At 71.7% G+C, this 24499-nt stretch carries 24 protein-coding genes, 1 tRNA gene and 2 pseudogenes; 18 read left to right on the forward strand and 9 right to left on the reverse strand.

Going from position 1 to position 24499, the window contains the following annotated elements:
- From aroC to ACFY61_RS28825, 5 genes and pseudogenes are all read left to right on the forward strand, one after another.
- Positions 1 to 609, forward strand: a 609-nt coding sequence (gene aroC, locus ACFY61_RS28805) for a chorismate synthase (RefSeq protein ID WP_389476699.1), incomplete at its 5' end; no start/stop codon positions are given.
- 38 nt (positions 610 to 647) lie between these two features.
- A complete protein-coding gene (locus ACFY61_RS28810; RefSeq protein WP_389477021.1) occupies positions 648 to 1130 on the forward strand; it encodes a shikimate kinase in 483 nt (160 codons plus the stop codon).
- Positions 1127 to 2227 (forward strand): annotated as a pseudogene (gene aroB, locus ACFY61_RS28815) (3-dehydroquinate synthase); the annotation flags it as partial. The gene ACFY61_RS28810 and the pseudogene aroB, both read left to right, overlap by 4 nt.
- Positions 2228 to 2260: 33 nt before the next feature.
- On the forward strand, positions 2261 to 2701 hold the full coding sequence (aroQ, locus tag ACFY61_RS28820) for a type II 3-dehydroquinate dehydratase (protein ID WP_389477023.1): 441 nt from the start codon (positions 2261 to 2263) through the stop codon (positions 2699 to 2701).
- 61 nt (positions 2702 to 2762) lie between these two features.
- On the forward strand, positions 2763 to 3842 hold the full coding sequence (locus tag ACFY61_RS28825) for a CE1758 family FMN-dependent luciferase-like monooxygenase (RefSeq protein ID WP_389476701.1): 1080 nt from the start codon (positions 2763 to 2765) through the stop codon (positions 3840 to 3842).
- 72 nt (positions 3843 to 3914) lie between these two features.
- On the opposite strand, the gene ACFY61_RS28830 is transcribed toward ACFY61_RS28825, so the two are convergent.
- A complete protein-coding gene (locus tag ACFY61_RS28830) occupies positions 3915 to 5411 on the reverse strand; it encodes a DHA2 family efflux MFS transporter permease subunit (RefSeq protein ID WP_389476703.1) in 1497 nt (498 codons plus the stop codon).
- A 117-nt stretch (positions 5412 to 5528) separates the two neighbouring features.
- Between ACFY61_RS28830 and ACFY61_RS28835 the strand changes: the two genes are divergently transcribed.
- Together ACFY61_RS28835 and ACFY61_RS28840 are read left to right on the forward strand one after the other, a co-directional pair.
- Positions 5529 to 6008: a MarR family winged helix-turn-helix transcriptional regulator gene (locus tag ACFY61_RS28835; protein WP_389476705.1), complete on the forward strand. Its 480-nt coding sequence runs from the start codon at positions 5529 to 5531 to the stop codon at positions 6006 to 6008.
- Positions 6009 to 6094: 86 nt separating this feature from the next.
- Positions 6095 to 6394: a hypothetical protein gene (locus tag ACFY61_RS28840; protein WP_389476707.1), complete on the forward strand. Its 300-nt coding sequence runs from the start codon at positions 6095 to 6097 to the stop codon at positions 6392 to 6394.
- Positions 6395 to 6499: 105 nt separating this feature from the next.
- Here ACFY61_RS28840 and ACFY61_RS28845 read toward each other — a convergent pair whose 3' ends face one another.
- Positions 6500 to 7210 carry a DUF5324 family protein gene (locus tag ACFY61_RS28845; RefSeq protein ID WP_389476709.1) on the reverse strand — a complete coding sequence of 237 codons (711 nt, stop codon included), beginning with the start codon at positions 7208 to 7210 and terminating at the stop codon, positions 6500 to 6502.
- A gap of 157 nt (positions 7211 to 7367) precedes the next feature.
- Between ACFY61_RS28845 and ACFY61_RS28850 the strand changes: the two genes are divergently transcribed.
- Together ACFY61_RS28850 and ACFY61_RS28855 are read left to right on the forward strand one after the other, a co-directional pair.
- Entirely contained in the window at positions 7368 to 7895 is a 528-nt protein-coding gene (locus ACFY61_RS28850; RefSeq protein WP_389477025.1) for a peptidylprolyl isomerase, read from the forward strand.
- A gap of 75 nt (positions 7896 to 7970) precedes the next feature.
- Positions 7971 to 8804, forward strand: a complete 834-nt coding sequence (locus ACFY61_RS28855; protein WP_389476711.1) for a rhomboid family intramembrane serine protease — start codon at positions 7971 to 7973, stop codon at positions 8802 to 8804.
- Positions 8805 to 8931: 127 nt separating this feature from the next.
- Here the strand turns inward: ACFY61_RS28855 and crgA are convergent, their stop codons facing one another.
- Entirely contained in the window at positions 8932 to 9186 is a 255-nt protein-coding gene (gene crgA, locus ACFY61_RS28860; RefSeq protein WP_389476713.1) for a cell division protein CrgA, read from the reverse strand.
- Positions 9187 to 9279: 93 nt separating this feature from the next.
- Here crgA and ACFY61_RS28865 point away from each other — a divergent pair, with 93 nt between their 5' ends.
- From ACFY61_RS28865 to ACFY61_RS28890, 6 genes and pseudogenes are all read left to right on the forward strand, one after another.
- Positions 9280 to 10098 carry a DUF881 domain-containing protein gene (locus tag ACFY61_RS28865; RefSeq protein WP_389476715.1) on the forward strand — a complete coding sequence of 273 codons (819 nt, stop codon included), beginning with the start codon at positions 9280 to 9282 and terminating at the stop codon, positions 10096 to 10098.
- Positions 10099 to 10117: 19 nt separating this feature from the next.
- Positions 10118 to 10774: a class E sortase gene (locus tag ACFY61_RS28870; protein WP_389476717.1), complete on the forward strand. Its 657-nt coding sequence runs from the start codon at positions 10118 to 10120 to the stop codon at positions 10772 to 10774.
- A 64-nt stretch (positions 10775 to 10838) separates the two neighbouring features.
- On the forward strand, positions 10839 to 11015 hold the full coding sequence (locus ACFY61_RS28875) for a hypothetical protein (RefSeq protein ID WP_389476719.1): 177 nt from the start codon (positions 10839 to 10841) through the stop codon (positions 11013 to 11015).
- Positions 11012 to 11650: an aminodeoxychorismate/anthranilate synthase component II gene (locus ACFY61_RS28880; protein ID WP_389476721.1), complete on the forward strand. Its 639-nt coding sequence runs from the start codon at positions 11012 to 11014 to the stop codon at positions 11648 to 11650. Before ACFY61_RS28875 ends, ACFY61_RS28880 begins: the two co-directional genes overlap by 4 nt.
- Positions 11651 to 11751: 101 nt before the next feature.
- Positions 11752 to 12438: pseudogene (locus ACFY61_RS28885) on the forward strand (class E sortase); the annotation flags it as partial.
- 16 nt (positions 12439 to 12454) lie between these two features.
- Complete coding sequence (locus ACFY61_RS28890; RefSeq protein WP_389476723.1) at positions 12455 to 13162, forward strand: class E sortase; 708 nt, start codon at positions 12455 to 12457, stop codon at positions 13160 to 13162.
- Between the two features lie 88 nt (positions 13163 to 13250).
- On the opposite strand, the gene pknB is transcribed toward ACFY61_RS28890, so the two are convergent.
- The 6 genes from pknB to ACFY61_RS28920 form a co-directional block, all read right to left on the reverse strand.
- Positions 13251 to 15293, reverse strand: a complete 2043-nt coding sequence (pknB, locus tag ACFY61_RS28895; protein ID WP_389476725.1) for a Stk1 family PASTA domain-containing Ser/Thr kinase — start codon at positions 15291 to 15293, stop codon at positions 13251 to 13253.
- A gap of 144 nt (positions 15294 to 15437) precedes the next feature.
- Entirely contained in the window at positions 15438 to 16898 is a 1461-nt protein-coding gene (locus ACFY61_RS28900; protein WP_389476727.1) for a peptidoglycan D,D-transpeptidase FtsI family protein, read from the reverse strand.
- Positions 16895 to 18331, reverse strand: a complete 1437-nt coding sequence (locus tag ACFY61_RS28905) for an FtsW/RodA/SpoVE family cell cycle protein (RefSeq protein ID WP_389476729.1) — start codon at positions 18329 to 18331, stop codon at positions 16895 to 16897. Before ACFY61_RS28905 ends, ACFY61_RS28900 begins: the two co-directional genes overlap by 4 nt.
- A 46-nt stretch (positions 18332 to 18377) precedes the next feature.
- The gene (locus tag ACFY61_RS28910) at positions 18378 to 19844 is read right to left on the reverse strand and encodes a protein phosphatase 2C domain-containing protein (RefSeq protein WP_389476731.1); all 1467 of its coding nucleotides are present in this window, start codon (positions 19842 to 19844) and stop codon (positions 18378 to 18380) included.
- 138 nt (positions 19845 to 19982) lie between these two features.
- Complete coding sequence (locus ACFY61_RS28915; RefSeq protein WP_389476733.1) at positions 19983 to 20492, reverse strand: FHA domain-containing protein; 510 nt, start codon at positions 20490 to 20492, stop codon at positions 19983 to 19985.
- 10 nt (positions 20493 to 20502) lie between these two features.
- A complete protein-coding gene (locus tag ACFY61_RS28920) occupies positions 20503 to 21315 on the reverse strand; it encodes an FhaA domain-containing protein (protein ID WP_389476735.1) in 813 nt (270 codons plus the stop codon).
- A gap of 317 nt (positions 21316 to 21632) precedes the next feature.
- Here ACFY61_RS28920 and ACFY61_RS28925 point away from each other — a divergent pair.
- From ACFY61_RS28925 to ACFY61_RS28935, 3 genes are all read left to right on the forward strand, one after another.
- A tRNA-Leu gene (locus ACFY61_RS28925) sits at positions 21633 to 21715 on the forward strand.
- A gap of 154 nt (positions 21716 to 21869) precedes the next feature.
- Complete coding sequence (locus tag ACFY61_RS28930) at positions 21870 to 23654, forward strand: sensor histidine kinase (protein WP_389477027.1); 1785 nt, start codon at positions 21870 to 21872, stop codon at positions 23652 to 23654.
- A gap of 14 nt (positions 23655 to 23668) precedes the next feature.
- Positions 23669 to 24331, forward strand: a complete 663-nt coding sequence (locus ACFY61_RS28935) for a response regulator (RefSeq protein ID WP_389476737.1) — start codon at positions 23669 to 23671, stop codon at positions 24329 to 24331.
- Positions 24332 to 24499: the final 168 nt, after the last annotated feature.

Here is a 24499-nt window from a genome sequence, read left to right on the forward strand (position 1 = left end):
GCGGACCCGGTGCGCTGCCTGGACGCGGACGCGAGCAAGGCGATGGTCGCGGAGATCGACCAGGCCCACAAGGACGGCGACACCCTCGGCGGCGTGGTGGAGGTACTGGCGTACGGAGTTCCGGTCGGCCTGGGCTCCCACGTCCACTGGGACCGGCGGCTGGACGCACGTCTGGCCGCTGCGCTGATGGGCATCCAGGCGATCAAGGGCGTGGAGGTCGGCGACGGCTTCGACCTGGCCCGCGTCCCCGGCTCGCAGGCGCACGACGAGATCGTCTCGACTCCGGAGGGCATCAAGCGGACTTCGGGGCGTTCCGGTGGCACCGAGGGTGGTCTGACCACGGGCGAGCTGCTGCGCGTACGCGCCGCCATGAAGCCGATCGCGACGGTGCCGCGGGCGCTGGCGACGGTGGACGTGGCGACCGGCGAGGCCGCGGCCGCGCACCACCAGCGTTCCGACGTGTGCGCGGTCCCGGCTGCGGGCATCGTCGCGGAGGCCATGGTCGCGCTGGTCCTGGCGGACGCGGTGGTGGAGAAGTTCGGTGGTGACTCGGTCGCCGAGACCCGCCGCAACGTGCGGTCCTACCTCGACCACCTGCACATCCGGTGACCGGCGCACCCGGACCGGTCGTCGTCCTCGTCGGACCGATGGGCGTCGGCAAGTCCACGGTGGGGGCGCTGCTCGCCGAGCGGCTCGGCGTCCCCTTCCGGGACACCGATCAGGACGTGGAGCGGGTCTCCGGGCGCAGCGTGCCCGAGATCATCACGAGCGCCGGCGAACCGCACTTCCGCGAGCTGGAGCACCGGGCGGTGGCCCGGGCCGTCGAAGGGCCGGCCGGCGTCGTCTCGCTGGGCGGCGGAGCGGTGCTGCACCCCGGTACCCGCGCCCTGCTGGCCGGGTTGCCCGTGGCCTTCCTCGACGTGGGCGTAGCGGAAGCCATGAAGCGGGTCGGCGGGGGCACGGACCGGCCGCTCCTCGCCGAGGACCCCGAGCGTCGCTGGCGGGAACTACAGGAAGCACGGCGCCACCTCTACCTGGAGGTCGCGCGGGTCGTCGTCCCGACGGACGGCCGGACGCCCGAGACGGTGGCGGCCGCGGTCGCCGAGGCATTGGAGCTGGAGAAGACATGACCGGGCAGTCGGTGACGCGGATCGAGGTGGCCGGCAGCGCCGGCACCGAACCGTACGAGGTCCTCGTGGGGCGCGGCCTGGCGGCCGACCCGGCGTTGCTCGCGGGACTGGTGGGCGGCGCGGCCCGGCGCGTGGCCGTCATCCACCCGCAGGCCCTGGCCGGCCGGGCCGAGGCGCTGCGCACGCAGGCCGAGGAGCTGGGGTACGAGACGCTGGCGATCCGGGTCCCGGAGGCGGAGGCCGCCAAGACCGCCGAAGCCGCTGCGGAGTGCTGGCAGGCGCTGGGCCGCGCCGGCTTCACCCGTACCGACGTCGTCGTCGGCGTGGGCGGCGGCGCGACCACCGACCTGGCCGGCTTCGTCGCCGCCTCCTGGCTGCGCGGGGTCCGCTGGATCGCCGTCCCGACCACCGTCCTCGCCATGGTCGACGCGGCCGTCGGCGGCAAGACCGGCATCAACACCGCCGAGGGCAAGAACCTCGTCGGCGCCTTCCACCCGCCCGCCGGAGTCCTCTGCGACCTGGCCGCGCTGGACACCCTGCCCCCCGAGGACCACGCCAGCGGGCTCGCCGAGATCATCAAGGCCGGCTTCATCGCCGACCCGGTCATCCTCGACCTCATCGAGGCCGACCCGGAGGGCGCCCGCACCCCCGGCGGGCCACGGCTGCGGGAGCTCGTCGAGCGCGCGATCCGCGTCAAGGCGGAGGTGGTCTCCACCGACCTCAAGGAGTCCGGACTCCGCGAGATCCTCAACTACGGCCACACCCTCGCCCACGCCATCGAGAAGAACGAGCGCTACACCTGGCGGCACGGCGAGGCCGTCGCCGTCGGCATGGTGTACGCCGCCGAACTCGCCCACCTCGAAGGCCGGCTCACGGAGGAGGAGGTGCGGCGCCACCGCGCCGTCCTCACCTCCGTCGGCCTTCCCGTCTCCTACCGGGGCGACCGCTGGAACGAGCTGCTGGACACGATGCGGGTCGACAAGAAGTCCCGTGGCAGCCGGCTCCGCTTCATCGTCCTGACCGGCGCCGGCCGCCCGGAGGTCCTGACCGACCCCGCCCCGGACACCCTGGCCGCCGCCTACGCGAAGATCGCCTCCCCCGAACCGGCGAGCACCCTCCATCCCCCGCGGGTGCTCGTCATCAACGGCCCCAACCTGGGGCGCCTCGGCGCGCGCGAGCCCGGCATCTACGGCACCACCACGTACGCCGGGCTCGCCGACGCCTGCCGCACCCTCGGCAAGGAGCTGGGACTGGACGTCGAGGTCCGCCAGTCCGACGCCGAGAGCGACCTGGTGCACTGGTTGCACGAGGCGGCCGACCTCGGTCTTCCCGTGGTCCTCAACCCGGCGGCCTTCACCCATTACTCGTACGCGGTACGCGACGCGGTGGCCCAGCGCACCGCCCCGCTCATCGAGGTCCACCTGTCGAACCCGCACGCCCGCGAGGAGTTCCGGCACCGCTCGGTGGTCTCCCCGGTGGCCAGCGGCACCATCGCCGGGTTGGGTATCGACTCCTACCGGCTGGCGCTGTCGCAGCTGGCGGCGCAGCTCCACGCCGACAGCGCCCGGTGAAGGGCCACGACGAGCCGACGGATGCAGCCCCCATGACGGACCACCAGAGCGCGGAGAACACATGAGCGCAGTACAGTTCGGCCTCTTCACCATCGGGGACGTCACCGCCGACCCGGTGTCCGGCCGCGAGCGGACCGAGTACGAGCGGGTGAAGATGTTCACCGCCATGGCGGTGAAGGCCGAAGAGGCGGGCCTCGACGTCATCGCCACGGGCGAGCACCACAACCTGCCGTTCGTCCCTTCGTCGCCGACCACCCTGCTGGCCCACGCCGCGGCCCGCACCGAGCGGATCATCCTCTCCACCGCCACCACGCTGATCACCACCAACGACCCGGTGAAGATCGCCGAGGACTACGCCACCCTCCAGCACCTGGCGGACGGCCGCGTGGACCTGATGCTGGGCCGCGGCAACACCCCCGCCGTCTACCCCTGGTTCGGCCAGGACCAGCGCCAGGCCGGCCCGCTCGCCGCCGAGAACTACGAGCTGCTGCACACCCTGTGGAGGAAGGAGCGCGTGACCTGGGAGGGCCGGTTCCGCACGCCCCTCGCGCACTTCACCTCCACTCCGCGTCCGCTGGACGGCGTACCGCCGTTCGTCTGGCACGGATCGGTCCGCTCCACGGAAGCCGCCGAGCAGGCGGCCTTCTACGGCGACGGATTCTTCATCAACAACATCTTCGCCCCCACCGGCGCCTACAAGCCGCTGGTCGAGCACTACCGCGAGCGCTACGCCCACCACGGGCACGGCACCGCCGAGCAGGCCGCCGTGGGCATGGGCGGCCAGACCTTCATCAAGCCCCGCTCCCAGGACGCCTTCCGGGGCTTCCGCCCCTACTTCGCCAACTCGCCGATCTACGGCCGTGGCCCCGCCCTGGAGGACGTGGCCGAGCACACCCCGCTGACCGTCGGCAGTCCCCAGCAGGCCATCGACAAGACCCTCGGCTTCCGCGAGGTCTACGGCGACTTCCACCGCCTGCTCTTCCACGTGGACCACGCCGGTCTGCCGCTGGAGGAGGTCATGGAGCAGATCGAGGTCCTCGGCACCGAGGTCGTCCCCGTCCTCCGCAAGGAGATGGAGTCCGTCCGCCGCCCCGGTGTCTCCGAGGCCCCGCGCCACCCGCGCACCCTGGCCTCCCCCTGACCCGGACAGCACGGCGTCCGCGGGTGTGTTTCACGTGAAACACACCCGCGGACGCCGGTGCCCCGGCCGGCCCTACCGCCGGGCCGGGCTCCGCCGCAGCGTCACCGCGGCCACCGCCATGGCGAGGAGCAGCAGTCCCGCCCCCACGCCGAAGGCCAGGTGGTAGCCGCCGGTCAGCGCCTCCGCTCCGGTCCGGCCGGCCGCGAGGAGCCCCTCCGACCGGGACGCGGCCAGCGTGGACAGCACCGCCACGCCCAGCGCCATACCGATCTGCTGCGTGGTGTTGAACAGCCCGGACGCCAGACCCGCGTCCTCCGCCCCGGCCCCGGACATGGCCAGGGAGGTCAGGGGCGGCAGCGCCAGCCCGAAGCCGGCCGCGAGCAGCATCACCGGCAGCAGGTCCCGAACGTAGTCGGCCTGTACCGGCAGCCGGGTCAGCAGCCCCAGCCCGGCCACCAGCATGGCGAGTCCGGACAGCAGCACCGCGCGCTCCCCGAACCGGGCGGCCAGCCGCGCCGAGACCCCCAGCGAGGTGGCGCCGATCACCAGGGCGGCCGGCAGCATGGCCAGGCCGGTCTCGGCGGCCCCGTAGCCGAGCACCTTCTGCAGGTACAGCGCGACCAGGATCTGGAAGGCGAACAGCGCGGCCACCATCAGCATCTGCACCAGGTTGGCGCCCGTCACGGCGGCCGAACGGAAGATCCGCAGCGGCACCAGCGGGGTGCGTGCCTTCGCCTGGCGCAGGACGAACCCGGCCAGCAGTGCCACGGCCAGTGCCCCCGGCCCCAGGATCCGCGCGGAGCCCCAGCCGTACCGCTCCACCTCCACCACCGTGGAGATGCCGAGCATCAGGCCGCCCGTGACCAGTACGGCACCCAGGACGTCGGCCCCGGCCCGCAGGCCCAGCCCCCGGTCGGCCGGCAGCGCGGGCAGGGCGAGCAGCAGGGCGGCCAGGCCGATCGGCAGGTTGATGAAGAAGATCCAGTGCCAGTCCAGCGCGTCGGTGAGCACGCCGCCGAGGACCTGCCCGAGGGAGGCCCCGGCCGCGCCGGTGAAGGAGAACACCGCGATGGCCCTGCCCCGTTCGCGCGGGGTGGTGAACAGCGTGATCAGGATGCCCAGGCTCACCGCAGAGGCCATCGCAGAGCCCACGCCCTGGAGGAACCGGGCGGCGATCAGCACGCCGGGCGACCCGGCGAACCCGGCCAGCAGCGACGCGGCGGTGAACACGGCGGTGCCCGCCAGGAACAGCCGCTTGCGGCCGATCAGATCGCCCAGACGTCCGGCGAGCAGCAGCAGGCTGCCGAAGGCGATCAGGTAGGCGTTCACCACCCAGCTCAGGCCGCTGGGCGAGAAGCCCAGGTCGTTCTGGATGGCGGGCATGGCCACCGTGACGATGCTCCCGTCCAGGACGGTCATCAGCATGCCCGTGGACAGCACGCCGAGAGCCGTCCACCGGGACCGCAGCCGGGAACCGGCCCCGGGTGCGAGGGCATCGGAGGGGCCGGCCCCGGAGGCGTAGGCCGGGGCGGACGAGGGCGCGGCGGAGGGGGCGGGGGCGGCAGGCATCGGGACTCCCGTCGGAAGGGGCGCCGCACCGCGGCGCCGGTGAGGGCGACGAGAACGACCGTAGCAGATAGTTCCGTTGCAGACTATTTAGTTGGGGATGATTGTTAGGCTGGGTCCATGACCGCGATGGCACCCGCCCGGACCGAGCCCGACCTCTCCTTCCTCCTGGACCACACCAGTCACGTCCTGCGCACGCGCATGGCCGCCGCCCTCGCCGAGATCGGCCTCACGGCCCGGATGCACTGCGTCCTCGTCCACGCCCTGGAGGAGGAGCGCACCCAGATCCAGCTCGCCGAGATCGGGGACATGGACAAGACGACGATGGTCGTCACCGTCGACGCCCTGGAGAAGGCGGGCCTCGCCGAACGCCGCCCTTCCAGCACCGACCGCCGCGCCAGGATCATCGCCGTCACGGAGAAGGGGGCCGAGACGGCGGCGCGCAGCCAGGAGATCGTCGACCGGGTCCACCGCGACGCCCTCGCCTCCCTCGCCGGCGCCGACCGGACCGCCCTGCTGCACGGGCTGAAACTGCTGGCCGAAGGGGACCTCGCGGTCCCCTCCGAAACCCCCCGCCTGGCCCGCCGCGCCCGCCAGTAGGTACCCCGGACGGCCCCGCCACCCCGCCGCCCGGAGCCCGGTGGACGCACAGTGGAGGAAAGGCCATCAGCGCACCGGAGGCACCGATGGGAATCTTCGACTTCCTCAGGCACGACAAGAAGAAGGCGGGGGAGGGTGACGCCGGGAAGACCCGCGCGCAGACCCCGCAGCGGGCGCCGTCCGCCTCGCCCGGGGCCGCCCCGCCCAAGCCCGGCACCCCCGTCACGCACACCCCGCCCGAAGCCGCCAAACGCTCCGCCCCGCCCCGGCACACCGCCCTGCCGGACAGTCAGGAGGAAGCCCCTCCGCTGTCGCGGCACACGCCTCCCGGAACGGCCAAGCGCGCCACCCAGGCCGTCTCGAAACACCCCCCGAACGACGGCTGAACGCCGGCGCCGGCCCACGGCGAACACGCCGGCCCAAAGCGAACACGGCGAACACGGCGTGGGGCCCGGATCCGCCGGATCCGGGCCCCACGCCGTGTCACACGCCTACTTGTCGGCTTCCTCCGCCGCTTCCGTTTCCTTCGCCCGCAACTCGTCGTCGAGGTTGGCGGGTTCGGTCTCGCGGGCCGGCACCTCGGTCGCCGCCGGCGGTTCCACCAGCCAGTCCGGGTTCGACTGCCGGTCCCACCACTTCCAGAGCACGAACGCGGCTCCGGCCACCACCCCGACCACCGCCACGCCCTTGAACAGCCGTCCGGCCCGGGCCCGCCGCTCGTGCCGCCGCACCAGCCGTTGGACCTCCTTCGCCGACACCTGCCCGCGCAACGCGGCAAGTGCCGCCGTCGACCGGGCGGCCGCCTCCCCGGCCACCGGCTGGGCCACCGCGAGGGCGTGCTCGATCTTCGGCGAGGTGTAGTCCGCGGCCTGCCGGGCGGCCCGGCGGGTCCCCTGCACGGCCCGGGTCGCCGCCCGGTCCACGTTGGGCGGCACGTGCGTGCGCGCCTGTCGCAGCCGCGGGTGCACGTGGCAGTCGTACGTGGAACGTGCCTGTCGTGCGGCCTCCTGGGCCGCGTGGGACATCCTGGGCGCCAGCCGCTCGTTCGCCTCGTGTGCGTAGTGCACCACCGCGTCCTTAGCGGTCCCTGCGTACGGCGCCACCACTTCCGACGCGTGACGCACGGTGTCCCTCGCACTCTCTGCCGTTGCGCGCACGCTGTCCTTGCGGGTCACGGGATCCTCCTCCTCGGTGGCGGACACAGTTCACCTTTCCACCCATTGTCGGATCATGCCCGTCGAAACCCTGCCCGGCACACGCGACAGGGCATACGGGTGGCCGATTCCGACGATTTCCTCACCGAGCGGCACACCGTGCGAGGATCTGGAACCGACAGTGATGACTATGGAAGGCAGATCCGTGGCCGAGAAGCTCTACGCCACCCTCAGGACCAACCTCGGCGCCATCGAGATCGAGCTGCTGCCGAACCACGCACCCAAGACCGTCCGGAACTTCACCGAGCTCGCCACCGGCGAGCGCGAGTGGACCCGGCCCAGCGACGGCCAGAAGACCAGCGACCGGCTCTACGACGGCACCGTCTTCCACCGCGTCATCAGCGGCTTCATGATCCAGGGAGGCGACCCGCTCGGCAACGGCATGGGCGGCCCCGGCTACCAGTTCGCCGACGAGTTCCACCCCGACCTGGCGTTCACCGAGCCCTACCTGCTGGCCATGGCCAACGCCGGCCCCGGCACCAACGGCTCCCAGTTCTTCATCACCGTCGCGCCCACCGCCTGGCTCACCCGCAAGCACACCATCTTCGGCAAGGTCACCGACAAGGCCAGCCGGGCGGTCGTCGACGCCATCGCCAAGACCCCCACCAACCCCCGCACCGAACGCCCCCTGAAGGACGTCGTCATCGAGTCCGTCGCCATCGAGAAGCGCTGACCCCCGGCGGGAACCATTCCGCCCGGCCCGTCCGTACTCGATGTGTACGACGCCCACCGGCGACCGAGGGGACCGATGGAGACCTGCTACCGGCACCCGGAGCGCGACACCGGGATCCGCTGCACCCGGTGCGAACGCCCGATCTGCCCCGACTGCATGATCAGCGCCTCGGTGGGCTTCCAGTGCCCCACGTGCGTGCGCAGCGCGCCCGCCGCCGTCCCGCGCAACGTCGCGGGCGGCGCGCTCACCGCCGGCGACCCGTACCTGGTGACCAGGATCCTCATCGGGCTCAACGTCTCGGTCTTCCTCGCCGTCCTCGCCGCTCCCGCGCTCACCGTCCCGCTGGAGCTGCTGGGGCGCTACGTCGAGTACGTCGGCGGCCCGGTCGAGGGCGTCTCCACCGGCCAGTACTACCGGCTGCTGACCTCGGTCTTCCTCCACCAGGAGTGGTGGCACATCATCGGCAACATGCTCGGCCTGTGGGTGGTCGGCGGCCCGCTGGAGGCCGCCCTGGGCCGGGTCCGCTACCTCGCGGTGTACCTGCTGTCCGGCCTGGCCGGCAGCGCCCTGGTGTATTCCCTCACCCCGCCGAACATGGCCACCCTCGGTGCCTCGGGAGCCGTCTTCGGCCTGTTCGGGGCGACCGCCGTGCTGATGCGGCGGATGAAGTACGACATGCGCCCGGTCGGGGTGATGCTCGCCCTGATGCTGGCCATGACCTTCATCCCCGACGGGATCTCCTGGCAGGCCCACATCGGCGGCCTGGTCGCCGGTGCGGTGCTCGGAGCGGGCATGGTCTCGCCCGCTCCGGGCCGGAAGCGTGCCGCCGTCCAGTGGGCGGCCTGTGCACTGGTGTGCTGCACGGCCGCCGCCATGATCGTGGTGCGTACGGCCGAGCTCACCACCTGATCACACCGTGATCAGACCGGCGTCAACGCGGCGCTTCCCCATTACTTATCCACAGACCTTCGTATCTTTTCCTCAGGTGTGGATAGCGCTGTGGATAACTAAGGGGAGAGCTTGCGCCGGGCGGGTGCTACTTCCACTGCGTGGAGACGCCGAAACCCGCCGCGATGAAGCCGAAACCGACCACGATGTTCCAGTTGCCGAGGGATTCCACCGGCAGCTGGGTTTCGGTCACATAAAATACGACAATCCACGCAAGTCCGATCAGGAACAGCGTCAGCATCACCGGGGCGACCCAGCTGCGGTTCGTCAGCTTGATGGCCTGCGCCTGCTTGGCCGGCGGCGGCGTGTAGTCGTCCTTCTTGCGGATACGTGACTTCGGCACGAGGGTCTCTCCTGTCGATGCGCTGGGGACCTTGCCTCCCCCGGGCGTCCGTTAGCGTAGTGGGTCTTCGGCGTGTTGAAGGAGAAGGGTACGTTGAGCGATTCCGACGACTCCTCCGCGGGTCCCCGACGCCGGGCCAGACCGGTCCGGCTGCTGACCGCAGCCGTGTTCGCCCTGGCCGGCCTCATCTTCGTGACCAGCTTCAACACCTCCAAGGGTACGAACATCCGCACGGACGATTCACTCCTGAAGCTGTCCGACCTCATCCAGGTCCGATCCGGCGACAACAAGGAGCTCGAAGAGAGCACCGCGACCGTCCGCCGGCAGGTCGACGCCCTCGCCGACCGGGACGACGGCAGCACCCGCGCCCAGGACGCCCGGCTGGCCGCCCTGCGCACCGCCGCGGGCACCGAGGAGCTCACCGGCAAAGGCCTCACCGTCACCCTCAACGACGCTCCCCCCGGAGCCACGGCGAGGATCCCCAACGTCCCCGAGCCCCAGCCCAACGACCTGGTGATCCACCAGCAGGACCTCCAGGCCGTGGTGAACGCCCTCTGGCAGGGCGGGGCCACGGGCATCCAGGTCATGGACCAGCGCCTGATCTCCACCAGCGCGGTCCGCTGCGTCGGCAACACCCTGATCCTCCAGGGCCGCGTCTACTCCCCGCCCTACAAGGTGACCGCGGTCGGCGACCCGGGCGCCCTCCGCAAGGCCCTGGCGGCCTCCCCGGCGATCCAGAACTACCAGCTGTACGTCAACGCCTACGGACTGGGCTGGAAAGTCGACGAGCACAGGGCGGTGACTCTTCCCGGCTACTCGGGCACAGTGGACCTCCACTATGCGAAACCCGTTACGAGCACCGAGGACACCGAAAGCCCCGACAGCTCCGAAAGCGCCGAGAGCACGCCGTGACGAGGTGGTCCGCCTCGCGGTGCGGACCTTCAGCGAGATCTGCCTGACGGCCGGCACGCTGATCGTGCTGTTCGTCGCGTACGTCCTGCTGTGGACGGGGGTCAAGGCCGACCACGCCATGGCGGACGAGCGCGACCGCCTCCGCGAACGCTGGGCCGCGTCGACGGCCCCCCGGACCGGCCCCCCGGCGGCGCACCCACCCGCACCGGGCCCCGCCCACCCCCGCGGCACCGCCTTCGCCGAGATGTACGTACCCCGCTTCGGCCCGGACTGGGTCAAGCCGGTCCTGGAGGGCACCGGCACCGAACTGCTGAAGAAGGGCCTGGGCCACTACGAGGGCACCGCCCAGCCCGGCGGCACCGGCAACTTCGCCGTCGCCGGCCACCGCCGCACCTACGGCGACCCGTTCAAGGACTTCCCCGAGCTGCGCCCCGGCGACACCGTGCTCGTCAAGGACGCCACCCGCTGGTACGTGTACACGGTGCGGAACAAACCGCTCCGCACCCTGCCGACCGAGGTGGGCGTGGTCGCCCCGGTCCCCGCGCGCTCCCCCTTCACCGGACCCGGCCGCTACCTCACCCTCACCACCTGCGACCCCGAGTGGGGCCACAGCCACCGGCTCGTCGTCTGGGCGGAACTCACCGAGACCAGACCCGTGGGCCGCGCCAGCCCTTAGGCTGGTGCGGTACACGTATGGGAAGCACGGGACGCAACTGCAGCACGAAGGGACGGCGCGCGGCATGTACGGCTGGATCTGGCGGCACCTGCCGGGCAACGCGTGGGTGCGTTCGCTGATCTGCCTGGTGCTGCTGCTCGCGGTGGTGTTCGTACTGTTCCAGTACGTCTTCCCGTGGGCGGAACCGCTGCTCCCGTTCAACGATGTCACCGTCGACGAGGGATCGGGAGCCACCCGGTGAGCGCGCGCATTCTGGTTGTGGACAACTACGACAGCTTTGTCTTCAACCTGGTCCAGTACCTGTACCAGCTCGGTGCCGAATGCGAGGTGGTGCGCAACGACCAGGTCGAGCTCGCCCACGCGCAGGACGGCTTCGACGGCGTGCTGCTGTCGCCGGGCCCGGGCACCCCGGAGGAGGCCGGCGTCTGCGTGGACATGGTCCGCCACTGCGCCGGCACCGGCGTCCCCGTGTTCGGCGTGTGCCTGGGCATGCAGTCCATGGCGGTCGCCTACGGCGGCGTGGTCGGCCGGGCCCCCGAGCTGCTGCACGGCAAGACCTCCCCGGTGATGCACGAGGGCAACGGCGTCTTCGCCGGCCTCCCCTCGCCGTTCACGGCGACCCGGTACCACTCGCTGGCCGCCGAGCCGGGCACGGTGCCGCCCGAGCTGGAGGTCACCGCCTGGACCGAGGACGGCATCATCATGGGCCTGCGGCACCGCGAACACGACGTCGAGGGCGTGCAGTTCCACCCCGAGTCGGTGCTGACCGAGTGGGGCCACCGGATGCTGGCGAACTGGCTGGTGCGGTGCGGTGACGCGGGCGCCGTGGAGCGTTCGGTGGGGCTGGCCCCGGTGGTGGGCAAGGCCGTCGCGTGACCGCGTACGCGCCGCCCGCGCCCACCGGGGGCCGGGCCGCGCGGCGCAGGGCCGCCCAGGAGGCTGCGAAGCGGGAGCGGCGGAGGCGTCGGGGCGGTCCGCTGGTGGTCGCGACCAGGGCGCTCGGGGAGCTGTTCATCACCGCCGGTGTGGTGATGCTGCTGTTCGTCACCTACCAGCTCTGGTACACGAACGTGCTGGCCGAGCGGCAGGCCAGCGGAGCGGCCGGCTCGCTGCGCCAGGACTGGGACCGCGGCGCCGCCTCGGGCGGTACGGCGGCCGCTCCCCCGGTGACCGAGTTCTCCCCCGGCCAGGGCTTCGCGATCATGTACATCCCGAAGCTGGACGTGAAGGTGCCGGTGGCGGAGGGGATCAGCAAGCCGAAGGTGCTGGACCGCGGCATGGTCGGGCACTACGGCGAGGGGGCCCTGAAGACGGCGATGCCGGGGGACGAGCAGGGGAACTTCGCGGTGGCGGGGCACCGGAACACGCACGGCGAGCCGTTCCGGTACATCAACAGGCTCCAGCCGGGCGACCCGATCGTGGTGGAGACCCGGGACGCCTACTACACGTACGAGATGACCTCGATCCTGCCGCAGACGCCGCCCACCAACGTGTCGGTGATCAAACCGGTGCCGGAGGGCTCGGGGTTCACCGGTCCGGGCCGGTACATCACGCTGACGACCTGCACCCCCGAGTTCACCAGCACCTACCGGATGATCGTATGGGGCAGGATGGTCGACGAACGCCCCCGGAGCCAGGGTGCTCCGCCCGCGCTCACCAGCTAGTGGAGGAACGGCCGCCGTGTCACGTGCCCGACGGAACTGGATCGCCGGCGCTCTGAGCCTGCTCGGCGAGCTGCTGATCACGGCCGGTCTGGTGCTGGCGCTGTTCGTCGCGTACTCGCTGTGGTGGACCAACGTGCTGGCCGAACGGGACGCGGCCGCCAAGGGCGACGCCGTACGGCAGCAGTGGCTGTCGGACCCCGCCCCGTCCCCGTCGGCGGCGGCCGGGCCGGGCGCCCTGGACACGGCGGGCGGCATCGGCTTCCTGCACGTGCCGGCGATGCGGAACGGCGAGGTCCTGGTGAAGCGGGGCACCACCCCGGAGGTCCTCAACGACGGCGTGGCGGGCTACTACACCCAGCCGGTGAAGTCGGCCCTCCCCTGGGACGCGGCGGGCAACTTCTCCCTGGCCGCCCACCGGGACGGGCACGGGGCGAAGTTCCACAACATCCACGAGCTGCGGACGGGCGACCCGATCGTCTTCGAGACCCGCGACACCTGGTACGTGTACAAGGTCTTCGCCGAGCTGCGGCAGACCTCCAAGTACAACGTGGACGTGATCACCCCGGTGCCCCGCCAGTCGGGCCGCACGGCACCGGGGCGCTACATCACCCTGACCACCTGCACCCCCGTCTACACCTCGAAGTACCGGTACGTCGTCTGGGGCGAGCTGGTCCGCACGGAGAAGGTCGACGCGGCCCGCACCCGTCCCGCCGAACTGCGCTGAGCGCCCCGCACGCGACGGAGCCCGCACACGACGGAGCCCGGCCTCCCCAGGGGAGACCGGGCTCCGGTCCGTCCGGTGCGGGACCGGCTCAGCGGTTGCCGAAGTCGAACCAGCCGGAGCCGCCGTTGCTCTGGCCGCCGTCCTGCTGACCGCCGTCCTGCTGGCCGCCGCCGCCGAACGTGGCCACGTTCACCGTGGTGTTCGGCGGGACCGGCTGGTTGGCGGCCGGAGACGAGCCGATGATCCTGGCGTTGTCGTCCGTCGGGCCGTTGATGACCTGGCCGAAGACCAGGCCGCGCTGGGCCAGCAGGGCCTTCGCCTCGGCGACGGTGCGTCCGGCCAGCGGGGGCACCGTCACCTGCGCGGCAGCCTTGGCGATCTCCACGTTGACCACGGTGTCCGGGTCGACCTCGGAGCCGGCCGGCTGGCTCTGGCTGACGATCGTCTTCGGCGTGGCCGCGGACTCGACCTCCGTGGTGCTGCCGAGCTTGAGACCGGCCGCCTCCAGCTTCTTCTTCGCGTCCTTCTCGGTCAGACCCTGCAGATCCGGCACGATCGCCTTGGACTTCTCCTTGGCCACCGTGAGGGTGACCACCGAGTTCTTCTCGACCTGGGAGCCGCCCTTGGGGTTCTGCGCGAGGACGGTGCCGGGGGCCTCGTCGGACTCCTCCGTCTGCCGCTGGACCTGGAAGCCCGCGTCCTGGAGCTTCTTCTCCGCGTTGTCGAACGGCATGTCGACCACGTTCAGCACGGAGATCTTCGGGGCGCCGGTCGAGACCTTCACCTTGATGGTGCTGCCCTCGTCGACGCGCGTGCCGGGGTCGGGGTTCTGCGTGCAGACGTGGCCCTTGGGCTGGTCCTCGCAGGCGCCCTCGGTCTCCTTGACCACCTTCAGGCCCACGTTGTCGGCGTTCTTCACCGCCTGGTCGAAGGTCTCGCCGATGAGCTTCGGCGCGCTGGGCCGGTTGTCCGCGGTCCCCTTGAACAGCGACTGCCCGATCAGGATGGCGCCGACCAGCACGAGGACGCCGGCCGCCACCAGGAGGACCGTGGAGGCACGGCTCTTCTTCTGCGGGCGGCGTCGCTGGCCGCCCTGGTCGTAGCCCTGGTCCGGGTAGTAGCCGCCGTCGCCGCCGGGCGGCATGGGGGGCATCATCGAGGTCTGCCCGGGCTCGGCCGTGCGCAGCGCGGTGGTGGGCTGGTCGTAGCCCTGGTGGCCGTAGCCGCCGTGGCCCTGCTCGTGGGGGTAGCCGTAGCCGCCGACGCCCATGGCCGCCGTGGCGGCGACGGGCTGGCCGTCGAGGCAGGCCTCGATGTCGGCGCGCATCTCGTCGGCGCTCTGGTACCGGTAGTCGGGGTCCTTGACCAGCGCCTTCAGGACGATGGCGTCCATCTCGGGCGTGATCTCGGGGTCGAAGTTCGACGGGGGCTGGGGCTCTTCCCGTACGTGCTGGTAGGCGACCGCCACGGGGGAGTCGCCGACGAACGGGGGACGGACGGTGAGCAGCTCGTAGAGCAGGCAGCCGGTGGAGTACAGGTCGGACCGGGCGTCGACCTGCTCGCCCTTGGCCTGCTCCGGGGAGAGGTACTGGGCGGTGCCGATCACGGCCGCGGTCTGCGTCATGGTCATGCCGGAGTCGCCCATGGCGCGGGCGATGCCGAAGTCCATGACCTTGACCTGGCCGGTCCGGGTGAGCATGACGTTGGCGGGCTTGATGTCGCGGTGGACGATGCCGGCGCGGTGGGAGTACTCCAGCGCCTGGAGGATGCCGATCGTCATCTCCAGCGTGCGCTCGGGCAGCAGCTTGCGCCCGGAGTGCAGCAGCTCGCGCAGCGTCGACCCGTCCACGTACTCCATCACGATGTACGGGATGGAGATGTTGTCGACGTAGTCCTCGCCGGTGTCGTACACGGCGACGATGGCCGGGTGGTTGAGCGAGGCGGCCGACTGTGCCTCGCGGCGGAACCGGGCCTGGAAGGACGGATCGCGTGCGAGGTCGGCGCGCAGGGTCTTGACGGCGACGGTACGGCCGAGCCGGGTGTCGTGGGCGAGGTACACCTCGGCCATGCCACCGCGGCCGAGCACGTGGCTCAGCTCGTACCGGCCGCCGAGGCGACGCGGCTCTTCCATGTCTTCCAGCCCTCTCCGTCAGTCCCGACCGCACCCGTGTGTGGTCCGGCGGTGTGCTGTTCGCGCAAAGGCTACCGGCCGATCGTGGGAGATCGGTCAGCGGCCACGGGCCGATACCGGACCGGTACCGTCCGCGATCACCGGTCAGCCCTGGCTCTTGAGTACCGCCTCCATCACGGCCCTGGCGACCGGTGCGGCGAGGCCGCCGCCGCTGATGTCCTCGCGCTCGGCGCCGCTGTCCTCGATCACCACGGCCACGGCCACGGGCGAGCCCTTGTCGGTCTTGGCGTAGGAGATGAACCAGGCGTAGGGGCGCTTGGAGTTCTTCTCGCCGTGCTGGGCGGTGCCGGTCTTCCCGCCGACCGTGACGCCGTTGATCTTCGCCTTGCCGCCCGTGCCGTTCTCGACCACGTTGACCATCATGGCCTGGACCTTCTGGGCGTTCTCGGCGCTCATCGGGCGGCTCATCTCCTCGGGAGTGTGCCGGTCGATGGTGTCGAGGTTGGGAGCCGTGCGCTCCGCGACCATGTACGGCTTCATCAGCTTGCCGTCGTTGGCGACCGCGGCGGCGACCATGGCCATCTGGAGCGGGGTGGCGGCGGTGTTGAACTGGCCGATGGAGCTCTGCGCGTTGCCGTCGCGGCTCATGGTCTTGTCGTAGACGCTGGCGAAGGCGCGGACCGGTGTGTCGATCTTCTCGTTGTTGAAGCCGAACTTCTCCGCGGTCTTGACCATGTTGTCGCGCTTGACCTTGTCGCCGAGGTTGGCGAAGACCGAGTTGCAGGAGATCCGCATGGCCTCGTTGAGGCTGGCCTTCTCGCACCCCTTGGAGTGGTTGACCATCGGGGTCCGCGTGCCGGGCAGCATGTACGGCTCGGGGGTGTCCGTGGCGGCGTCGATGTCGGTGACGACGCCGTGCTCCAGGGCCGCGGCGGCGGTGACCACCTTGAAGGTGGAGCCGGGCGGGTAGGTCTCGCGCAGGGCCCGGTTGACGAGCTTCTTGTCCTCGCTGTCCTTGAGCTCGACCCAGGCCTTCTCGTCGTTCTTGGAGTTGCCCGCGAAGGAGGAGGGGTCGTAGGACGGGGTGGAGACCAGGGCGAGGATGGCGCCCGTCTCGGGGTTGATCGCGGCGACGGCGCCCTTGGTGGTCTTCAGCCTGTCGTAGGCGGCCTTCTGCGCGGCGGCGTTGAGCGTGGTGACCACGTTCCCGCCCTGCTTCTTCTCACCGGTGAACATGCCGATGGTGCGGTCGAAGAAGAGCCGGTCGTCGTTGCCGGTGAGGATGCCGTCCTCGAGGGATTCCAGCTGGGTGGAGCCGAAGGCCTGCGAGGCGTACCCCGTGACGGGCGCCCACATCGGGCCGTCGACGTAGGTGCGCTTGTACTTGTAGTCGCTGCCGTCGGTGGTCGTCGAGCCGGTGATCGGGTTGCCGGCGACGATGATGTTGCCGCGCTCCTGGGCGTACTGGGCGATCTGGACCCGGCGGTTCTCCTTGCGGGTGGACAGCTCCTCGGCCTGGACGTACTGGATCCAGTTGGTGCGGATCATCAGCGCGAGGACGAGCAGCCCGCAGAAGATCGAGATGCGGCGCAGGGGCTTGTTCATGACGGGCGGACCACCTGGGTCATCTCGGAGTCGGGGGACGGTGCGGGGGCCGGTGCGGGGCGGCGTGCGGTGTCGCTGATCCGGATGAGGATGCCGATGAGGGCCCAGTTCGCGAGGACGGAGGAACCGCCGGAGGCGAGGAAGGGCATGGTCATGCCGGTGAGGGGGATGAGGCCCATGACGCCACCGGCCACGACGAAGATCTGCAGCGCGAAGGCGCCGGACAGGCCGATGGCGAAGAGCTTGCCGAACGGGTCGCGGGCGGCCAGGGCCGTGCGTACGCCGCGCTCGATGATCAGGCCGTAGAGCAGGAGGAAGGCCATGACCCCGGCGAGGCCGAGCTCCTCGCCGACCGTGGAGAAGATGAAGTCCGAGTTGGCGGCGAAGCCGATGAGGTCGGAGTTGCCCTGGCCCCATCCGGCGCCGAGGACGCCGCCCGAGCCGAAGCTCATGATCGACTGGGCGATCTGCTCGCAGGCGCCGGCGTTGGCGCCGTTCGCCTGCCAGCATCCGAACGGGTCCAGCCAGGCGTCGACGCGGGCGCCGACGTGGCTGGAGAATCCGGCGACCACGACGGCGCCGCCCACCGACATCAGCAGGCCGATCACGATCCAGCTGGTCCGCTCGGTCGCCACGTACAGCATGATCACGAACATGCCGAAGAACAGCAGCGAGGTGCCGAGGTCGTTCTCGAAGATCAGGATGAGCAGGCTCATCGCCCAGATCACGAGGATCGGGCCCAGGTCGCGGCCGCGCGGCAGGTAGAGGCCCATGAAGCGGCGGGAGGCCAGGGCCAGGGCGTCGCGCTTGACCATGAGGTAACCGGCGAAGAACACCGCGAGGACGATCTTCGCGAACTCGCCGGGCTGGATGGAGAAGCCGGCGACCCGGATCCAGATCCTGGCACCGAAGACGTTCGCGCCGAGGCCCGGTACGAGCGGCAGCAGCAGGAGCACCAGGGCCGCCGCCATCGAGATGTAGGTGAACCGCTGGAGGGTGCGGTGGTCCTTGAGGACCAGCAGCACGCCGGAGAACAGGGCGATGCCCAGCGCCGTGTACAGCATCTGGTTGGGCGCCGACTCCGAGAACGCGCCGAAGGCGCGCTTGGCGAGGTTCTGCAGCCGCTGGGACTGGTCCAGCCGCCAGATGAGCACCAGGCCGAGCCCGTTGAGCAGGATGCCGAGCGGCAGCAGCAGCGGGTCGGCGTACTTTGCGAAGCGCCGTACGACGACGTGGGCGATGCCGGCCACCACGGCGAGGGCGAGACCGTAGACGAGCATGCCGGGGGGCAGTTTGCCGTCGATCGCGAGGCCCACGTTGGCGTAGGCGAAGATCGGGATGACCACGGCGAAGCCGAGCAGCATCAGCTCGGTGTTGCGCCGGCTCGGGAGCTCGATGGCTCCGATCGTGGTCGTGTTGGTGACAACGCTCATGGTGTGGCAGGCCCCCTGTGCCCGCGTGAAGACTCCGGTACCGCTGTTACTGCTTTGTGCACACGCTGACGCGTTTCTCTTCCTCGGGAGTGAGGACGCTCTCGGGCGGCGGCGGCTGCTTGTTCGCCTCCGCGTTCCGGCGGAGCTCGTCCTTCTGGCAGGCGGACACCTGGATGGCCAGCTCGTCGACCTTCTGGCGGGCGCCGTCGAGGGTGCCCTCGCTGATGGTGGCCTCGACCAGCTTCTTCTTGAAGGGCGGCAGGTACTTCAGTTCGATGTCCGGGTGATCGCTCTCCACCGTGGACAGCTTGATCGGGCCGAGGTCCTGGCTGATCCCGCGGAACAGCGCGACGTGCTGGTCCTTGACGCCGACGAAGTACTGGGTCTGGGTCCAGCGCCAGCCCGCGTAGAGGCCGCCGCCGACGACACCGAGGGCGAGCAGCAGGATCAGGGAGCGCCCGGCCCAGCGGGCGCCTTTGCCGCGCCGCCGCCTCGGGCGGTCGTACGAGTCCTCGTAGGCGCCGTCGTCGGCGTACCCGTCGGCTTCGCCGAAGGTGCCGTAGCCGCCGGAGCCGTAGCCGCCGGCGGTGGCGCCGTACCCGGGGGCCTCGCCGCTGCCGGGCGGGCCGAAGGAACCGGGGGCGGGCGGCTGGGCGTGCCGGCCGAGGCCCGAGGCACGGCCGGCGGGGGTCTGCATCGCCCCGCCGTCGAAGAGCTGGTGCTGGTTCTCGGCGACCGCGCCCACGACGACCGGGGTGTCGTTGAGCTGGGCTGCGAGGGTGTCGCCGCTGTCGGTGTCGAGGACGTCGGCGACGATGCAGGTGATGTTGTCGGGTCCGCCGCCGCGCAGGGCGAGCTGGATGAGGGCCTGCACGGTCTCGTGCGGCCCGTGGTAGTCGGCGAGGGTCTCCTCCAGGGTCTGGTGGGAGACCACGCCGGAGAGGCCGTCGGAGCAGATCAGGTAGCGGTCGCCGGCCCGGACCTCGCGGATCGACAGGTCGGGCTCGACCGTGTCGCTGCTGCCGAGGGCGCGCATCAGAAGGGAGCGCTGCGGGTGGGTGGTGGCCTCTTCCTCGGTGATCCGGCCCTCGTCGACGAGGCGCTGCACCCAGGTGTGGTCCTGGGTGATCTGGGTGAGGACGCCGTCGCGCAGGAGGTAGGCGCGGGAGTCGCCGACGTGCACCAGGCCGAGCCGCTGGCCCGTCCACAGCAGGGCGGTCAGCGTGGTGCCCATGCCTTCGAGCTGCGGGTCCTCCTCGACCATCACGCGCAGCACGTCGTTGGCGCGCTGCACGGCGATGCCGAGCGAGGTGAGGATGTCGGAGCCGGGGACGTCGTCGTCGAGCTGGACGAGGTTGGAGATGACCTCGGAGGAGGCGACCTCGCCGGCGGCCTGGCCGCCCATGCCGTCGGCGATGGCGAGCAGGCGGGGCCCGGCGTAGCCGGAGTCCTCGTTGCCCTCCCGGATCATGCCCTTGTGCGATCCGGCGGCGAAACGCAGGGACAGGCTCATGCGCACCTGCCCAGTCGACGCAGCCTCCGGGTACAGCCGGTCTCGTCGAGCCACACTGCCCACCCTCCGGTCGGGAGCGCGCTCGGGGCCCGGTCGGCGCCCGCTGCGGCTCGCTCGCTCCGCTCGCTCATTCTCGTACTACTTCCGCAGCTCGATGACGGTCTTGCCGATGCGGATCGGGGCGCCCGCCGGAATGGGCGTCGGGGTGGTCAGCCGGGTCCGGTCGAGGTACGTGCCGTTGGTGGACCCGAGATCCTCGACGATCCACTGGCCGTCACGGTCCGGGTAGATCCTGGCATGGCGGCTGGAGGCGTAGTCGTCGTCCAGCACGATCGTCGAGTCGTGGGCCCGGCCGAGGGTGATGGTCTGGCCCTGGAGCGCGACCGTGGTGCCCGTCAGGGTGCCCTCGGAGACCACCAGCTTGGTGGGTGCGCCGCGGCGCTGGCGCTGCTGCGGCGGGGCCGCGGCCGGCCGGCCGCCGCCCTGCCCGGGCTGCGTCCGGGTGTCGCCGCCGCCCCGGCGGGAGCCGCGCTGGGTCACCCGGGTCCCGAAGAGGTCGCTGCGGATGACCTGTACGGCCACGATGACGAACAGCCACAGAACGGCCAGGAAACCCAGCCGCATGACCGTAAGGGTCAGCTCTGACATTGCCCCCGCTTCACCCTTCGGCTTGCCGGTAAATGATGGTGGTGCTGCCCACGACGATCCGCGAGCCGTCGCGGAGCGTAGCGCGGGTGGTGTGCTGCCCGTCCACCACGATGCCGTTGGTGGACCCGAGATCCTGGATCGTCGAGGGCGTTCCGGTCCGGATCTCACAGTGCCGGCGCGAGACGCCGGGGTCGTCGATCCGCACGTCGGCTTCCGTGCTGCGGCCGAGTACGAGCGTGGGGCGGGAGATCTGGTGGCGGGTGCCGTTGATCTCGATCCAGCGCCGGGTGCCGGCGCCGCCGGCGGGCGCGGGGCCCGGTCCGGCGGGGGCGCCGCGGCGCTGCGGACCGCCGGGCGGCGGCGCGCTGGGCATGGGCGGTGCGCCGACCGGAGGGTAGCCGTAGCCGCCCTGCTGGGGCTGCTGCTGCTGGGGCTGCTGCTGCGAGGTGGAGGAGGCGAGGGTCCGGCTGCGCACCCGGTAGAGACCGGTGTCGAGGTCCTCGGCCTTCTCCAGGTGCACCTTGATGGGACCCATGAAGGTGTAGCGCTGCTGCTTGGCGTAGTCGCGGACGAGCCCGGCGAGCTCGTCGCCGAGCTGGCCCGAGTACGGGCTGAGCCGCTCGTAGTCACCGGCGGAGAGCTCGACGATGAAGTCGTTGGGTACGACGGTCCGCTCGCGGTTCCAGATGGTGGCGTTGTTGTCGCACTCGCGCTGCAGCGCGCCGGCGATCTCGACGGGCTGGACCTCGGACTTGAAGACCTTGGCGAAGGTGCCGTTCACCAGACCTTCGAGTCGCTGCTCGAACCGCTTCAGAACTCCCATGGGGCACCTCCTCCGTCGTTGTCGCCCTGTACTGCTTACTGATCGTATCCACGCGTGGGGGATTCGGCTGGTTCCCCTCCTGCCCCCCGGGGAGGAGTGTTGGTCCTCACAAGGGATCGTAGGGGTGGCCCAGGGACAGTGTCCCGCACCTTCGGGGCAGTGCGGGAGGGGCTGTCGCGTGAGGCGCGCGTGAGGGGGCCCGGAGGTGCCGCCGGGGCGGCCGGGAAAGCGATTTCAAACCACCCTCCCTGACGTGCTAATGTTCCGGTGTCGCCAGGGGAACGGCCCGAAAGGGAAGAACCACTGGGGCGCCGCTCGGGCGAGTGGCGGAACGGCAGACGCGCTGGCTTCAGGTGCCAGTGTCCTTCGGGACGTGGGGGTTCAAATCCCCCCTCGCCCACAGAGAGAGCCCCCGCTCCGGAGAAATCCGGAGCGGGGGCTTCTTCGTGTTCGCGGGTCCGGTGGCCGTCGGGAGTGGGGACTTTCGTCGGCGCGGGCGCGACGAAAGGGGGCGGACGGGGATGACGGCGGGTGCCTAGGGTCTGCACGTGGACATGAGGACGAGGGCGGGGGCCGCCTGGACGTGGCTGAAGGGCCCGGAGCCGTGGAGCCGGAAGGCGCTCGCCGGGGACGCCGTCGCGGCGGCCGTGCTGGTGCTGATCGGGCTGGGCATCGAGGAGCTCGACAACGGGACCTGGGCGCGCAAGCTGGGCTCGGCGGTGGCCGTCGTGGTGCTGGTGGCCCTGCGGCGCAGGATGCCGGCGACGGCGCTGATGGCCGGCGCGGCGGTGTGCGGGGTACTGCCCGGGACGGGCCTGGTGACCGCGCTCCTGGGCTGGTCGGCCGGGCGGCGGATCGTGGGCGCGGGCCGTGCGGTGGTCGTGTTCGCGCTGTCCTTCCTGCTGTACCTCGGCGCGTCGCTGGTCGTGGAGTTGCCGCAGGGGCGGCCGCTGCTGATGACGGCGTTCTCCACGCTGATGTACCTGGCGACCGTGGTCACCCCGGGCCTGGCCAGCCGCTACTGGTCCCAGCGGCGGACCCTGCTGCACGCCCTGCAGGACCGCAACGCGCAACTGCTGCGCGAGCGGGCCATGGTGGCCGGCCAGGCGCGGCTGCGCGAGCGGCAGCGGATAGCCCAGGACATGCACGACAGCCTGGGGCACCAGCTGGCGCTGATATCGGTGCACACCGGTGCCCTGGAGGTCGACCGTGAGCTGACGGACCGTCAGCGAGAGGCGGTGGGGGTGCTCCGGCAGGCTTCGGTGTCGGCGATGCACGAACTGCGCGAGGTCGTGGGGATCCTGCGGGACGGGGTGTCAGCCCCGGCCGAGGAGGAGCAGGCGGCCCGGGGCGTGGCCGGGATCGCCGGCGTGGTGGAGGCGGCCCGGGCGGCCGGTACCGCGGTGGGTCTGCGGACCGTGGGCGAGGCCCGGCCGCTGGCGCCGGCCTGCGACCACGCGGCGTACCGGATCGTGCAGGAGGCGCTGACCAACGCCTACAAGCACGCGCCGGGCGCGGCGATCTCGGTGGAACTCCGGTACGAGGACGACTCGCTGGTGGTGGAGATCGCCAACGGCCCGGCGGGGGCGGGCCGGGACGCCGGCGAGGTGGTGTCCGGCGGCCAGGGCCTGACCGGGCTGCGGGAGCGGGCCCGGCTGGTCGGCGGGATGGTGCACGCCGGGGCGGTGGAGGGCGGCGGCTTCCGGGTGGCCGGGGTGCTGCCGTACGGGGCGGAGCCGGCCGGGGCCCAGCCGGCGGCCGGGGCGGGGTACGGGGAGTACGGGGCGTACGGGGAGTACGCGGGCCACGGGGAGTACGGGGCGTACGGGGACGGCGGTGCCGGTGGTGCCGGTGGTGCCGGTGGTGCCGGCGGGTGGGGGCCCACGGGTTCCCCGGGCGTCGTCGGGGCGGGGGAGCGGCCTCCGGTGTACTGGACCGGGGTGGACCACGTCCCGGCGCCCGGCACCGGCGGGCGGGCCGGCGGGTTCGCGGTGGGCTGCGGCATCGCGTTCGCGGCGGTGGTGGTGTTCCTGCTGGTGGTCGGTGCGGGCATGGCCCTGCTGATCACCTCGATGACCAGGAGCATGATCGGGCCCTCGGACTACGAGGCGGTCCGGGTCGGGATGGCGGAGCAGGAGGTCCGGGACCGGCTGCCGCGGGGCGACGGCCTGTTCGCGGAGGGGCTGGACCAGGGCGGTCCGCCGCGGCCCGCCGGGGCGAGCTGCCTGGTGCTCATGTCCACCGCGTCGGGTGACAGCCTCGACGACGAGCCGGTGTTCCGCTTCTGCTTCAGGGACGGCAAGCTCGTCGAGAAGCAGGCGTACGAGATCAGGCGGTAGGCGTGGGAGCAGCGGTGACGGGCGGGCGCGTGGTGCGGGTGGTGATCGCCGACGACGAGCCGTTGATCCGTGCGGGGATCAGGATGATCCTCACCTCGGATCCGGACATCGAGGTGGTCGCGGAGGCGGCGAACGGGCGCGAGGCGGTGGATCTGGCGCGGCTGCACGTCCCGGACGTGGTGCTGCTGGACATCCAGATGCCGGTGCTGGACGGGCTGACGGCGCTCGGGGAGCTGCGCCGGGCGGTGCCCTCGGCGCGGTCGCTGATCCTGACCACCTTCGGGGAGAAGGAGAACGTGCTGCGGGCGCTCGGCCAGGGCGGTGCCGGGTTCCTGCTGAAGGACTCGGCGCCGGCGGAGCTGATCGGCGCGGTGCGGGCGGCCGCGGCGGGGGACGCGTACCTGTCGCCGGCGGCGACCCGGCACGTGGTGGACCAGCTGGCCTCCGGGCGGGCGGTGGCGCGCGCCGAGGAGGCGCGGCGGCGGGTGGCGGAGCTGAGCGAGCGGGAGCGGGGGGTGCTGGCGCTGCTGGGCGAGGGGCTGTCCAACGCGGACGCGGGGCGGCGGCTGCACATGAGCGAGGCGACGGTGAAGACGTACGTGAGCCGGATCCTGGCGAAGCTGGAGTGCGACAACCGGGTGCAGGCGGCGCTGCTGGCCCGGGACGCGGGCATGTAGCGGACCGGCGGGCGGCGGGCGGCGGGCTGCGGGCGGCGGGCTGCGGGCGGCGGGCGGCGGGCGGCGGGCCAGGCGCGGGGCGTGGGCCGAGCCGGTGGGGCGCAGGCCCTTTTCGCGCGGCTGTGCGGGTCGGTACGGTCATCGGCGTACGACGGATGATCGAATCGG

The organism is Streptomyces sp. NPDC012888, from assembly GCF_042900645.1.
Classification (GTDB): Bacteria; Actinomycetota; Actinomycetes; order Streptomycetales; family Streptomycetaceae; genus Streptomyces.

Bases quoted from the DNA above. Each gene is read 5' to 3' on its own strand.
- ACFY61_RS28810 (WP_389477021.1), top strand. From the start codon at position 648: ATGGGCGTCGGCAAGTCCACGGTGGGGGCGCTGCTCGCCGAGCGGCTC.
- ACFY61_RS28825 (WP_389476701.1), top strand. From the start codon at position 2,763: ATGAGCGCAGTACAGTTCGGCCTCTTCACCATCGGGGACGTCACCGCC.
- ACFY61_RS28830 (WP_389476703.1), bottom strand. From the start codon at position 5,411: ATGCCTGCCGCCCCCGCCCCCTCCGCCGCGCCCTCGTCCGCCCCGGCC.
- ACFY61_RS28835 (WP_389476705.1), top strand. From the start codon at position 5,529: ATGACCGCGATGGCACCCGCCCGGACCGAGCCCGACCTCTCCTTCCTC.
- ACFY61_RS28840 (WP_389476707.1), top strand. From the start codon at position 6,095: ATGGGAATCTTCGACTTCCTCAGGCACGACAAGAAGAAGGCGGGGGAG.
- ACFY61_RS28855 (WP_389476711.1), top strand. From the start codon at position 7,971: ATGGAGACCTGCTACCGGCACCCGGAGCGCGACACCGGGATCCGCTGC.
- ACFY61_RS28875 (WP_389476719.1), top strand. From the start codon at position 10,839: ATGTACGGCTGGATCTGGCGGCACCTGCCGGGCAACGCGTGGGTGCGT.
- pknB (WP_389476725.1), bottom strand. From the start codon at position 15,293: ATGGAAGAGCCGCGTCGCCTCGGCGGCCGGTACGAGCTGAGCCACGTG.
- ACFY61_RS28900 (WP_389476727.1), bottom strand. From the start codon at position 16,898: ATGAACAAGCCCCTGCGCCGCATCTCGATCTTCTGCGGGCTGCTCGTC.
- ACFY61_RS28905 (WP_389476729.1), bottom strand. From the start codon at position 18,331: ATGAGCGTTGTCACCAACACGACCACGATCGGAGCCATCGAGCTCCCG.
- ACFY61_RS28910 (WP_389476731.1), bottom strand. From the start codon at position 19,844: ATGAGCCTGTCCCTGCGTTTCGCCGCCGGATCGCACAAGGGCATGATC.
- ACFY61_RS28915 (WP_389476733.1), bottom strand. From the start codon at position 20,492: ATGTCAGAGCTGACCCTTACGGTCATGCGGCTGGGTTTCCTGGCCGTT.
- ACFY61_RS28920 (WP_389476735.1), bottom strand. From the start codon at position 21,315: ATGGGAGTTCTGAAGCGGTTCGAGCAGCGACTCGAAGGTCTGGTGAAC.
- ACFY61_RS28930 (WP_389477027.1), top strand. From the start codon at position 21,870: ATGAGGACGAGGGCGGGGGCCGCCTGGACGTGGCTGAAGGGCCCGGAG.